The following is a 13,419-nucleotide window of genomic DNA, read 5'->3' as shown; positions in this document are numbered from 1 at the left end:
CAGCTTTGTACAATTGCGGTCGTTAAAGCCCGAGCTTTCGTTGATTTAGGGGCTTTGCTTGGCGATAATGAGGCGCGCAAATAATTCGCAAATTCTTGATATCTCATTTCGTTAACGCACAGGCATTTCATGAAGTTTCTGCATACTTCCGATTGGCATTTAGGTCGACAGTTACACAATCACTCTTTGTTAGAGGACCAAGTCTTTGTCTTGGAGCAAGTGATTCAATTCGCCAAACAACATGAGGTGGATGCTTTGGTGGTCGCCGGTGATGTGTTCGACCGTTCAGTACCGCCGAGCCAAGCTGTTACGGTGCTCGATGAGGTCTTAGACCGATTGGTGAAGCAATTGGCTATTCCGGTGATCATGATTGCCGGCAATCATGACGGCGCGCAGCGTCTCGCCTTTGCTGCTCGACAAATGCAAGCCAGTGGTCTGTATATCGTAGGCCCATTAAGTCGGGAGCTGCAAGCTATTAAAATTGGCGCGAAAAATGGCGAGTCGGCGATGTTTTACGGTTTGCCTTATGCAGAGCCTGCGATGGTCAGGCAAGTCTTTGATTGTGAAGTGAGTACCCATCAAGAAGCGATGGCGGTGTTAGTGGAGCAAGTGAAGCAACATGACAGTGGCGGTTTAGCCAAAGTGGTGGTGGCGCATTGCTTTTTGGATGGTGGTGACGAGTCTGATTCTGAACGGCCTCTCAGCATGGGCGGTGCCGATAAGATTTCGCCATCACTTTTCGCAGATTTTGCTTATAGCGCGCTTGGGCATCTGCATGGGCCGCAATATAAGGGGGCTGAACATATCCGCTATTCTGGCTCTTTGTTAAAGTATTCTTTTAGCGAACAGCATCAAAACAAGTCGCTTAGCTTGGTTGAATTGACTCCACAAGGGCCGCAGGTCACGTTGTTGCCGCTTAAACCCCTGCGTAATGTACGGGTGATCGAGGGCTTTTTTAGCGAGTTATTAGCCGCGGGTTTAAGTGACCCGCATGCCGACGATTACCTGATGATTCGGCTGCTCGACAAGTCGGCTATTTTGGATGCTATGGGCAAACTGCGTGCGGTTTACCCCAACGTGTTGCATTTGGAGCGCAGCGGCTTAATGGCGCAGCAGCCGCATTTAGAACTGCAGCGCGATCACATCAAAAAAGGCGAATATGCCATGTTCAGCGATTTTTTTGAGCAGGTCTCGGGCGAGTCTTTAAGCGAGGCTCAGCAGCTGTTTGTACAGCAGACTATTGAGCAGCTACACCGCGGAGAGCCAGCATAATGCGACCCATTCACCTGAGCATGAGCGCCTTTGGGCCATTTTCCACTTGTGAGAATATCGATTTCAGCCAACTTGGTAGCAACCCGCTATTTCTACTCAATGGGCCGACGGGGGCGGGGAAAACTACCATTCTGGATGCGATTTGTTTTGCGCTCTATGGCAAAACCACCGGGGATGAGCGAGAAGGCGGTCAAATGCGTTGTGATATCAGTGACGAAGCCTTATTGACCGAAGTTACATTTGAATTTGAATTGGGAACTAAACGCTATCGGATCCGTCGGGTGCCAGAGCAGCCGCGGCTGAAAAAATCCGGGGATGGTTATACGCAGCAAAAACCGGAGGCGCAGTTATACCAATTCGACCTCGCGGGAGAGTCTTCATTGATGGTGGCAGCCAAAGTCTCCGAAGCGAATGCCGAAATTGAACGTTTAACTGGTTTAGATGCAGACCAATTTCGTCAGGTGATGGTTTTACCGCAGGGTAAATTTCGCCAACTGTTGATGGCAGATTCCAAAGAACGCGAGAAGATCTTCAGCCAATTGTTCCAAACTCACATCTATCGGCGAATAGAAGAGCGTTTAAAAGTAAAAGCCGCGACGATCCGTGCTACGGCGTTGGAGCAAAAAAATGTCCGCGAGGGGATTTTACAAGGCGCCGAGTTGAGCGAAGAAAGTGCATTAGCAGAACAAATTAACCAACTTGGCCCGCAGTTGGAAGCAGCCAAGCAAGCGCAGTTAAAGGCCAGTGAAGCCTATGACATCGCAAATAAACAGTTTGAATCGGCTAACCTGGTGGCCAGTGAATTTACCGAGTTAGAAAAACTCAAGGTGAGTGTTAGCGCGCTGAAGAAGCAGCAAGCGGGGATCCAAAAACAACAATTGGAATTAGAGCAGGCTTTAGCGGCTCAGCGTTTAGAGCCTGCCGATCAAGCGAAGGCAAAGCGCTTTAATGACGCTAAAAATGCCAGTTTGGCCCAAAGCCAAAGCCAAACTGTTTTTGCCGAAGCTAAACAAGCCCTGACACTCGCGGAGCAAGATTTCCAACAAGTGGCGGAGAAAGAGCAGCAACTTAGTGCCAGCCAAGAGCAACTTCGGTTACTGGAAAGTTTTAAGCCGCTGTTGCAAAAGCAGCAGCAAATAGAGCGAGAGCTGGGTGAAGCAAAGCGCCGTTTAAACGAACAAGAGTTACAGGGCAAAGGTTTAAAAGCAAAGCTGAGTACACTAGAAAATAGTAAATCAGCGATACAGCAACAACTCACTTCGGCCCAGCAGCAAGCGCAACGGCAGCTAAGCTGCCAAAAACAGCTGCATCTTGTAGAGCAGCGCTTTAGTCAATGTCAGGCTTTAGCTGAGCTCAACGGTAAGTTGATAGAAACTCAGCAGCAACTGGAGGCTTCCTTACTTCGTGGTAAAAAACTTGCGGATGCTCATCAGGCTGCGTTGCAGCAGGCTCAGCAAATTCAGCTGAGCTGGCATCAGGGGCAGGCAGCGATTATTGCTCAAAGCTTACAGCAGGGACAAGCTTGTCCAGTGTGTGGCAGTATCGAGCACCCTCATTTGGCTCGCAGTAGCGAAATGCTGCCAACAGAGCGTGACTTAGAGTTGGCGAGAGAAGCTGAACAACAGGCTAATCAACGTTTACAAGAAGCCCGCCATCAGCACAAGACTTTGACTGTACAGCTCAATGAATGGCGGACTCAGCAAGCTTCTTTAGAGCAGGGTTTAGGGGACGCGGCCAAGATGACGCTGGAGCAGGCGCAAGTTTTGCTCCAGCAAACCCAGCAGGACTTAAGCTTGGCTGAACAAGCGCAACAGCAGGTGCAAGCCTTACAAACTCAGTTGGATCAATTACAACTCGAGGAACAACAATTACAGCAACAGATTGAACTGGCACGCGAGTCTTACCAACAGCAGAAAAGTCAGCAGGACATCTTGAGTGGTCAATGTGAGCAGGCGCAACAAGCGCTGCCTAAGCAATATTGTGAGGCGCAGTTATTAGAGCAGGCGCTGCAATTACAGGGCGATAAAGTCAGTAAGCTACAGCAAAATATCAAACAGCTTACTCAGCGTCATGCTCAGGCCCGTGAGGATTACTCGGCAAAACAGTCGGCAGCGGAAGCCGCCCAGCAAGCGCTGAAACTTGCTCAGCAAGGCTTATTGGAGGCGCAGCAGCTATTTAGTCAGCGTTTAGCTGAGTCCTGTTTTACCAATGAGAATGCTTATAATCAGGCTTTGATCAGTGATGGTGAAATTGCCAACTTAAAACAAGTTGTAGAGCATTTTAGCACTCACTTCACCAGTGAACAGGCTAAGTTTGAGCAGCTAAAGAGTAAGCTCAAAGGGAAAAAAACCGAAGACTTGACGCTGTTGCAACAACAGCTGAACACTTTAGCGGAGCAGCGTAGCGAACGGGACGCGCTATGGAACCGACTGAATAGCCGTCAACAGGAATTATTGGCGGTACAACACAAATTACTGGACGCCGATAGAAAAGCCGAAGAATTGCAGCAACAATATCAGGTGATTGGCACCTTGGCTGACGTGGCCAATGGCAATACCGGTAATAAAATCAGTTTACAGCGCTTTGTTTTGAGCGTATTGCTCGATGATGTATTGCTGCAAGCGAGCCAGCGTTTGCAAGTGATGAGTAAGGGGCGCTATCAGTTGATCCGCAAAGCGCAGCGCGCCAAAGGGAACAAGGCCTCGGGTTTAGAGCTGGAAGTGGAAGATAGTTATAGCTCAAAGCTGCGATCGGTTGCGACCTTGAGTGGTGGGGAGAGTTTTATGGCTGCATTGGCGATGGCGCTTGGTTTGTCGGATGTGGTGCAGGCCTACGCTGGGGGCATTAAGCTGGATACCTTATTTATCGACGAGGGTTTTGGCAGCCTCGATCAAGAATCCTTAGATCTGGCCATTCGCACCTTGGTGGATTTACAGAGTGCCGGTCGCATGGTGGGGGTGATTTCCCATGTAGTTGAAATGAAAGAACAGATCGCGACTCGGATTGATGTCTTAAAAACTGCCAGTGGCAGCCACACGCAATTGGTATTACCGTAACCGGCTGTGGTTAGTTTATCAGTGTTGGAATAAAAAAGCCTGGCGAGGCCAGGCTTTGAAAGTACGTGAGAGACTCAGTTTAGATTTTGTAAGTCACTGAGAAGTAGTGACCGAAGCCAGTTGAATCATTAAATCCACCATCTTCAATACCATATACATCATAGAAGTATTTTAGACCGTAACCCACTGCAAAGCGGTCTGAGTGCCAGTAGATACCTTGGAACAGGTTACCGCCAGAAGTACTACGACCAAATTGGTCTGAGTAGTCACTGGCGCCAAATAGGTGGTCCCAGTAACCTTGGTAAGAGATAAAGCTCTTATTGTCGAAGAAGTATAAAGGTTTGAACCAGTTCATCGAGAATTGGTAACCGTTGAATGAACCTTCGTCCTCATTGCCAAAGTTTTTCGCACTGTAACGAGCATACAAGTTCATGCCAGTTTTACCCAACCAAGGCACGTTCACGTCAGAGCCAAGGCCGATGAAGTGTTCTTGTTGGTTTGAACCAAAGTTGTTTAGCGTGGCGATGTAGAGTTCTTGAACTGGACCGAAGGACAGATCTTTACCGGTAAGCGCATCTAAAGATAGGCGGGGGGCAAACTTCATAAATAAGCCGCCATTTTGATGTTGGTTACTGGTATTGCTATCGGTAATGTCAAAAACATCGACATAGCCATAAACATCCCATAAGCCAGAACGTCCACCAAACTCCATTTCTAGGTAGGTATCTTTGTAGCTACCGTCAATGTCGTGAGGCTTTTGATCGATGGTATGCATTAAATTGAATTGCATCCATTTGTAATCGTTCGCGTGTACATCATCTTGAACTTCTGCAGCGTTGGCTGAGAAGGATGCTGCTGCAAGCAATGTTGCAGCTATTAATCCAAATTTTTTCATTGAGGTAGTTCCTTGTTCACTGTATGTGAATTACCGAATGTGGCTTATATTGCTCTCACGCTAATCTTATCCCTGAAACTTGAAAAAGTTCAGTATGGTTCACGGTTTTTTTTGATTATTTTTGTACAGCTCGTTAGTTATTAACTAAAAATGTTTATATTTGTATGAGGATCCATCGATTTTCATCGACTGATCACAGTCTTGTCATCAATATGATATCTATTTAGAGGCGTTTTAGTTTGCTTGGTGGTTTGTGGTCAAATTTAATTTAACAGATTGAGGTGAGTTAGCAGGGTGGTATTGCGTTTTTTAAGCTTCGATATCTATCGAATTGCTGAACTGAGCTGCAGTTTGTTTTAGCTTGCGTTGGTAATCTTGGTTAACAATTTCCAAGGCATCTAGGACAGTTTGCGCTTCAAGGTTATGTTGTTCGAGCAGTTGAATGAGATCGACTGCGAGTTGGATATGTTTGGGGGCCTGATTTAGAGACATTGCGATTCCAGATTCCAAGGCGTTGTAACAAGGTTTGGATGGATGAACAGCATTATCCATCCAAACCCATGCACAAATTATTGTTGTTGGATAACCCAAATTTGAAATTGTTTACGGGTGGTAGCATCTGCACGCTGATACCAGAACTGTAGCATTTGTAATTCGGTGTTATCGCTTGCGTCTGTGTTACTTGGTATAGTGACTGCTGCTGTTGTTGCGCTTGTTGTTGCCACTGTTACTGCTGTGCCGGTTGCACTATTCATCACGACTGGTTTGGCAGCCGGCGCTGGCGTTGCTGCACGGGTTGTGGTCTCCGCTACTGCAATAGTACTTGCCGCGACTGGATTTGCCTTCGCTTGCTCGGCCTCGATAGCGGCAATTTCATTTAAATAGTTACGTGAAAGCTGTAGCCCTGATTTTTTAGGTAAAATGTAATGGCTTGCGTTGACGGTGCCGCCATGTTGATCTTTTAAAGTGAATTGCGGTTTTTTAGCGAAGCTTTTGGCGCGACTTAGGGTATTGGGTTGCTTCGACTCTAAGAAGATCTCTTGACCATTTTTAAGCTCAATATTGATGACGATAGGGCTAGACTTAACGAGTTCTGAATTATTGTTAGAGCCTATATTGTCGCTATAACGAACCACAACTTGATGTTGGCCTGTCGGCAGTTCGACGTTACTTTTGTTTAAGCTCAAGGCGCCAACAGATTGTTTATCGACATACATTAGCTCAAAATGATTTGGCGTAGAAAAACTGGCAGCCAACGCACTCCAACTTGCCAAACAAGCACATGTTAATGTTACCGCCTTTACTAAGAATCGCATGAATTACTCCTTAAAGTGTGATTCTATTTAAGCTGAGTAAGCAATATTGCTTATGATTAGTTCAGCTTACTTAATTTGATTAATCTTTTGTTCTAGTTTCCAAGTTGTTTTCTGACACTCACCTAAGCGACTCTTTAGGTTGAGGATCTCGGCGCTTAGTCTAGCAGTATCTGTCTGTGGATTGCTACGATTAAGTCGTTGGCTTTTTTCGGCAATTTTATACTCCAATTGTTGCTCGAATTGTTTTTGTTGCAGCAATTTTTCTTGAAGTTGCGAGCGATCACCAGAACGAATTATTTTATCCAGCTTATTTTGCCAGGAAATAACTTTTTGTTGTTGTGGTGCTCGTTGGCGTTGTTGCAGCGCTAAAGCCTTGTTCATTTGACTCTGCAACATCGCAAATTTACCAATAAAGCGATCGCAGTATAGTTTGATGAGTTCTACATCTTGACTGATGTCGCTCAGACGTGCGATACGTGATAAGTCGTTTTCCAACTCCAACACGTAGTCAAAAAATAAGTCACTGCGACAACTAAAGCGTTCATCTAGAACCGCCATTTTTGCATAAGCGCTGCGATCGCCTTGTAAATCACGATGCTCCGCTTGTTGTTTGAGTTGTCTTAATTTATCAGCTAAGCGTTGCAGCCCTAGCTGAACCATGCTTGCCATGCGAGTTTTCCTGCGATCACCATCACCACCGTGACAAATACTGGACGTATGAACTTGGCACCGAAATGAATTGCCGAATGAGCCCCTGCGACCGCGCCGAGCATAATACTGAAACCCATCGCCAGACCTATCAGCCAGTTGACATGCCCCAGATAAACAAAAGTTAAAAAGGATACAAAATTACTGGTGAAGTTCATCGCTTTAGCCAAACCAGAAGACAGCAAGATATTCATTTTATATAAGGCCATTGAAGAGACCGTCCAAAATGCGCCTGTGCCAGGTCCTGCAACGCCATCATAAAAACCAAGACTCAGGCCTTGAACACTCATTTGCTGTTTCAACTTTTTATTCATCGGCGGCAATACCGCTTGGCCATCCGCTTGTTGACGATTCAACACGGTATAAACGGCGGTGGCCATGATCACCAAGGGTAATAATTTCTCGAGCCAATCGGTACTAATGAAATCGACCACCATGGTACCCGCGAAGGCACCAAGCGCGGTGGCGACAAAGCTATAAAACCAAAATAGCGGATTAAAAAGTTGCTTTCGATAAAAGGTCCATGCTGCAGTACTGGAGCCAAAGCTGGCGGCAAGTTTATTGGTCCCCAGTGCAATATGTGGTGGTAAGCCGATACTGAGCAGTGCCGGAATGGTGAGTAGGCCACCACCGCCAGCAATTGCGTCGATGAATCCGGCAGTTAAACCGATACCAACGATGAGGATTAAAACAGAGGAGTCGAGTCCCAATTCTAACATTAACTATCACTTCTATTATATGGAGGTAAAGCAGCCAGCAATTGGCTACCATAGCGGCGAGAACTGAGCCGACTATCAAGCAGCGTGATTCTACCTGAATCACTTTCTTTTCTCATTAATCTTCCACAGCTTTGTATCAGCTTTCGACTGGCACTGGGTAAGGTGAGCTGCATAAAGGGATTTTGATTGCGACTTTCTAATAATTCTGCATGGCTAGCCATTACCGGATCGGTGGGGACGGCAAAGGGCAAGCGGGCAATAATTAAATCGGTGAGTAACTCTCCGGGTAAATCGATCCCTTCACTAAAGCCGATGGTCGCGAGTATGGTACTGGTTTGCTGTTTATTGCGACAAGCGCGATGCTTGGCTAACAATTGGTGATTGCTCAACTCTCCTTGGGTCCACAAGTGCTCAATCTTTGCCGACTCGAGTTGTTCTGCGACCAATGAAACTAGTCGATAAGAGTTACATAGCACCAAAATGCCGCCTTGATGCTGCTGGGCCCGGATGATGTAACGGGCAACGTCTGCGGCAAAACTGGGTGAGTCAGGATCGCTCACGTCATTGGGTACCGACAATGAGACTTGTTGGTAATTAAAGGGAGAGGGGAGTTTGATCAGTTGTTCGGCCTTGAGTTTTTGCAGCCCTACTTGCTGCAAGAAATAAGAAAACTTGCCTAGGGCACTCAGGGTTGCAGAGACCGCGATAACCGAGAATGCATCTTGCCACAGCAGTTGTTGCAGTAAGCCCCCGACTTCGATTGGCGAGCAGCAAATATAGCTTTCCTTGTCTTGAAGGCTGAACCAGAACGCATAATTTTTTTGCTGGTTGTCATTGGCATAGCTATATAAGGTATCAACCCAAGATTCAGTCAGGTACTGAAATACGCTGAGTCGGCTTAATAAAGCCTCGGCCAGTGAAGACTTGAGTTGATTATTGTCGACGCTTTCCTGGATCACCCCTGCATAGGATTGCAGATTGTTATTGAGCTTGGTGGCTTGGCGATGATAGTTCTTTGCCAAATTACTTACCGCACTGGGGGTTTGCTCTAGTGGGAAACGCCAATGACCGCTGGGGTCGAATAGACTTCGATTGCTGGTTGCAAAGTCTTTGAATTGATTGAAGCAGCGCTGTAACTCGGCGCAGGCTTCTCTGACTTGTAGGCTGGTCGCGGCAATTGCAGAAGCGTCTAGTTGCGCCGACAATTCTTTATCTAACAGCTGAATGGCCGCTAACTCCTTGAGGGCTTGCGTTAAAGCAATATGGTTGGCACTGGATTCTCTGGCTACCTCTGGAAATTGATGAGCTTCATCTAATATATAGATGCAATCTTCTGCGGGTGGCAAAATATGACCGCTGCCGGCATGTAAATCGGCGAGTAATAAGCTGTGATTGCTGATAATCACATCGGCCTTTTTAAGGCCTTTACGGGCCTTATGAAAGGGGCAACTCCGGTGGCGAGCCGATTGTACCGAGCAACTTAAGCCATCGACCACCACATGTTGCCATAATTGCCACGGTATTGGCTTTGGCCAAGTATCGCGGTCGCCATCCCATTTACCTTGTTGCAGGGCCACTGCTAGTTGTTTGCAAAGTTCTATGTGTTTAGCACTTAAGCCTTGTTCTGGGGCGAGGGCGGCAACCAGTTTATGTGCACAGCAATAACGTTGCCGTCCCTTGGCTAAACAGAATTGAAACTCACCGTGGGCAGCGCGGTGCACTAAAGGTAAATCGCTGTCGAGGAGTTGTTGTTGTAGGGCCACCGTTGCGGTGGAGATTACAATTTTTTTATTGAGGGCCTTGGCCAGAGGGATTGCCGCTAATAGATAAGCCAACGATTTACCGGTTCCGGTTCCCGCCTCTGCTAATAGGATCCGTGAGTGGCGATTGATATCCCCAGCAATTGTTTTGGAAATTTGTGCAATCAAAGCAGTTTGTGCAGCTCTAGGCACAAAATTTGAATTTTGCTCCTGAAGCGTGCGATACCAAAGGCGGATTTTTTGTTTGTTTTTTTCCGATAACATGAAGATCTCAATGTTGTGAACCACTTAAATTGGAGTGCTTTGTCTAGGCTTGTTCGCAAGTTTATCCCCTGTATGGCATAAAATGCTGCAAATGGGGTAAAAATTCAATCTTAGCACTAAGTTGCATAGATCACACTTTTATCAATTTTATTGGTGAATATCGCGCCATAATTCAGTTTAACCACTTTAAATCGTTGTAGATACAGCGATTTACACGATTTTATAAAAGTTCAATTTTTTATTGCAAAAAAATTTCAGCTTGCTAATGTATTGCTCGTGCAGTGCTAAACCACTGCCGCACAGGGAATTTAAGGAATAAGTGTTTAATTAATTAAAGAAGGCACAGGAAAATGAAAAAAACTATTCTAGCTGTAGCAATACCAGCTTTATTTGCAGCTTCAGCACAAGCTGCAAACGTATATGATGCAGACGGCGTATCTGCTGACGTATATGGTCGCATGCAGTTTCAAATTAAAGATGACGGTACTGATACTAATGGTGTTGGTTCAGCTCGTATGGGCTTTAATGCCAAGTCTGAAATTGCTCCTGGGATTTCAGGTATCGCCAAAGGCGAATGGCAGCTTGCTGCAGAAAATAGTGCTAAAGATGGCGATGAATTCAATGCTCGTCACCTTTACGCTGGTTTTGAATTTGATGATGCAGGTACAGTCATCTTTGGTCAAACCGATACGGCTTTCTATAAAGCGGTAGAAGCAACCGATATCTTTAATGGTAACACTGGTTATGAGGCATTTACTGCTGTAGAAGATGGTCGCCAAGAAGGTCAAATTATTTACTCTGGTGAATTTGGTGGCTTCTATGTAGGTGCATCTTACCAGTTCAAAAACGATAACTTTAGTTTTGAAGTTGGTAACCCTGACTCAGCTGGTACTACTATAGAAACACCTCTAAAACTAGATTCGGCTTATGCTGGTACTCTTGGTTACACCTTTGCAGACCTTGGTCTATCTACTTATGTTAGTTATCACGTAGAAGATTTTGATGGTGATAAAGAGAAGAAAAACTTCGCATTATCAGCAGCTTACACTCTAGGCGATCTATACTTAGGTGCTGCTTATGTTAAGTCTGATCTTGATAACATTGATGTAACTAGTAAAACTGGAACTTATCGTCTTGATAACATTCAAGGCTATGATTTTGTGGCGGCCTACACTATTGATGCTGTGAAACTGTACACAGGTTATGCTGCTCAAGATGCTGATTTCACCTCTACTACAACTCAAAGCATCGATACAGCTGATGCATTTAAACTAGGTGCTCAATACTCGTTCAACAGCAATATGAAAGCTTGGGCTGAGTACAAAGTTAATGGTCTTTCTGGTGCAGATGACTACTGGGAAATGGCTCTTCAATACAACTTCTAAGTTGTGTTAGTGTCTTAAACACCTTGCGTGTTTAGTCCTGATGAAAAGCTCGCTTCGGCGGGCTTTTTTGTATTTGTTTCTCTTGTCTTGTTGCTGGACTATTTCTACCTTCTACCTTCTACCTTCTACCTTCTACCTTCTACCTTCTACCTTCTCCCTTTTATCTTCTCGCTATTTCTATAATGCTGAGCTTGTTAGGCTGCTGCGTTGCTGTTGCTGTTGCTGTTGCTGTTGCTGTTGTGGTTGTTTTCGGTGAATCAGTGCTCGACCCACGCTTTCAAGCCGAAGTAAGCCTCACTAGAGAACTAAAAAGCACAGTCGAAGTCGCTGGATTTAATCGTTTTTCTGGTTCAGTACTCAATCATTGTTTGATCGTGGTTCGCGGGTTTCACTCAAGCGCATATCTCCAGCTGTGATGGATAATATTTCATGTTAAATAAAAATTGAACACAAAGCGCTAATTGGCTCCAAGGTTTGAAGATAGCTTGGGCTTGGCGTTTTTCATCACTGGATGATGAGGCCATCGATGGATGGATTGATTTTTGTAAGCCTTCAACCGATAGATGAATGTTGTTATTTATATGGTTTTTAGGTGTTCACAATGCTTTAGATTTAAATATTATATTTATTTTATTTATTGGTTTTTAATTTTTAAAAAGTTCAATTTATATTGTAAATATATTGAATTTGTTCTGTTTATAGGTGAATATATTGCTCGTGAGATGGACTTCACTGCTCAGGGATACCATTCGTAGGATGTAAGAATGGGTCATGGAAGAGGCTAATAATTCATCTTTAATAGGCAGTGGAACAATGAAAAAAACAATTTTAGCTATCGCTATTCCAGCTTTATTCACCGCGGGTACAACGACCGCACAAGAGCTTTACAACGACGGTGAGAATGCATTCTCGGTTGGTGGTCGAATCAACTTGATGCTTGAGTCAGCCAATAAAGACGGCGAGCGTGATCTGCGTTCAGAAGATAATTCTTCACGGGTAAACCTTAACTTTTCTCGTCAATTAAGCCATGGCTTTGCTGCACGAGCGACTCTAGAATATGGTATGAATACACCAAATGGCGATAGTGATGCACCATTTTACAATCGTTTAGGTTTTATCGCCTTTGATCATCAGGACTACGGTTCCGTTTCTTATGGTAAGCAATGGTCGACTTATTCGACGGTGGCGGCCGTAACTGATGTATTTTGGGTCTACGGTGGCTCAGCCATGAGTTTATACGATGGTGAATCTGGTGAAACGGGGACTGGTCGTGCCAACGATGCTTTGCAATACAATGGCAGCTTCAACAACATAAACCTTAGCGCTCAATACCAATTTGCTGATGAAACAGAAGGCCGTAAGGACAGCTATTCTGCGGCACTATCTTATGACTTTGATTTCGGTTTGAATTTAGCGGCAACTTATCACCAAATGAACCGCACCGATGCTGAGAAAGTTGCGGTAAACAACGACGGAGATATCAAACTTGCGGTATTTGCGGCTAGTTACAATCAAGGTCCTATCTATGCGGCGGTGACTTACGGTGAATTTAAAAACAATATTGAATTTACCGCAGCTGATGGTGTATCGGATAAAGCAAACGGCCATGAAGGTGTATTCATGTACACTCTCGACATGGGCTTACAGCTATACACTGGCTGGAACTACCAGGAAGATAAACATTCAGCTGCTGAATTAAAAACTGGTTTAGTGGGTGCCATGTATGATTGGAACGACATCTTGTTGTACACCGAGTATCAGGACAGTAGCTCTAAATCAGTGTCTGGTGCAATGACTGATGACAACCGCTTAGCCGCGGGTGTTCGTTACAATTTTTAAATTTCTAAGCAATCCGCGAGCGCTTTAGTTTCTCGGGACTAAACCCTGCCGTTCACGTTGTTGAACGGCATTTTTGTTGTTGGATAAAGATAAACGAAATGATAAATAGATTGTTTTGAAATGAGGGATTTCTTGAGTGCTGGCTATAAATTAGGACATAAAAAATCCGAAATATTGATTATTATTTCGGATTTTTTGTTTAAGT

10 protein-coding genes are annotated in these 13,419 nt (G+C 45.0%); 4 read left to right on the top strand and 6 right to left on the bottom strand.

The genetic code is table 11. The annotated features are described in order from the left end of the window. Positions 1–129: 129 nt before the first annotated feature. Both ACRRS0_RS12995 and ACRRS0_RS12990 read left to right on the top strand, forming a co-directional pair. The gene (locus ACRRS0_RS12995; RefSeq protein ID WP_432452765.1) at positions 130–1,272 is read left to right on the top strand and encodes an exonuclease SbcCD subunit D; all 1,143 of its coding nucleotides are present in this window, start codon (positions 130–132) and stop codon (positions 1,270–1,272) included. Then, complete coding sequence (locus tag ACRRS0_RS12990) at positions 1,272–4,328, top strand: AAA family ATPase (protein WP_432452766.1); 3,057 nt, start codon at positions 1,272–1,274, stop codon at positions 4,326–4,328. Before ACRRS0_RS12995 ends, ACRRS0_RS12990 begins: the two co-directional genes overlap by 1 nt. Positions 4,329–4,407: 79 nt before the next feature. On the opposite strand, the gene ACRRS0_RS12985 is transcribed toward ACRRS0_RS12990, so the two are convergent. From ACRRS0_RS12985 to dinG, 6 genes are all read right to left on the bottom strand, one after another. Further along, positions 4,408–5,223, bottom strand: coding sequence for an outer membrane protein OmpK (locus ACRRS0_RS12985; RefSeq protein WP_432452767.1), 816 nt, complete (start codon positions 5,221–5,223; stop codon positions 4,408–4,410). Between the two features lie 309 nt (positions 5,224–5,532). Beyond that, on the bottom strand, positions 5,533–5,715 hold the full coding sequence (gene rsmS, locus ACRRS0_RS12980; protein ID WP_432452768.1) for a pleiotropic regulatory protein RsmS: 183 nt from the start codon (positions 5,713–5,715) through the stop codon (positions 5,533–5,535). Positions 5,716–5,792: 77 nt separating this feature from the next. Continuing rightward, a complete protein-coding gene (locus ACRRS0_RS12975; RefSeq protein WP_432452769.1) occupies positions 5,793–6,539 on the bottom strand; it encodes a YccT family protein in 747 nt (248 codons plus the stop codon). Between the two features lie 66 nt (positions 6,540–6,605). Continuing rightward, entirely contained in the window at positions 6,606–7,208 is a 603-nt protein-coding gene (gene priC / locus ACRRS0_RS12970) for a primosomal replication protein PriC (RefSeq protein ID WP_432452770.1), read from the bottom strand. Continuing rightward, on the bottom strand, positions 7,187–7,966 hold the full coding sequence (locus ACRRS0_RS12965) for a TSUP family transporter (protein WP_432452771.1): 780 nt from the start codon (positions 7,964–7,966) through the stop codon (positions 7,187–7,189). Before ACRRS0_RS12965 ends, priC begins: the two co-directional genes overlap by 22 nt. Further along, positions 7,966–9,990, bottom strand: coding sequence for an ATP-dependent DNA helicase DinG (gene dinG, locus ACRRS0_RS12960; RefSeq protein WP_432452772.1), 2,025 nt, complete (start codon positions 9,988–9,990; stop codon positions 7,966–7,968). The genes ACRRS0_RS12965 and dinG overlap by 1 nt, the downstream gene beginning before the upstream one ends. 350 nt (positions 9,991–10,340) lie before the next feature. Here dinG and ACRRS0_RS12955 point away from each other — a divergent pair, with 350 nt between their 5' ends. Both ACRRS0_RS12955 and ACRRS0_RS12950 read left to right on the top strand, forming a co-directional pair. After that, positions 10,341–11,375 (top strand): porin, encoded by a 1,035-nt coding sequence (locus tag ACRRS0_RS12955; RefSeq protein ID WP_432452773.1) that lies wholly within the window; start codon positions 10,341–10,343, stop codon positions 11,373–11,375. 813 nt (positions 11,376–12,188) lie between these two features. Further along, positions 12,189–13,214: a porin gene (locus ACRRS0_RS12950; protein ID WP_432452774.1), complete on the top strand. Its 1,026-nt coding sequence runs from the start codon at positions 12,189–12,191 to the stop codon at positions 13,212–13,214. The last annotated feature ends 205 nt before the right edge of the window (positions 13,215–13,419 follow it).

Origin of the sequence: Agarivorans sp. QJM3NY_29 (assembly GCF_050870835.2) — a bacterium.
GTDB lineage: Bacteria > Pseudomonadota > Gammaproteobacteria > Enterobacterales > Celerinatantimonadaceae > Agarivorans.
The sequence above is the reverse complement of the archived record's forward strand: the minus strand, read 5'-3'. Positions and strand labels throughout refer to the sequence as shown.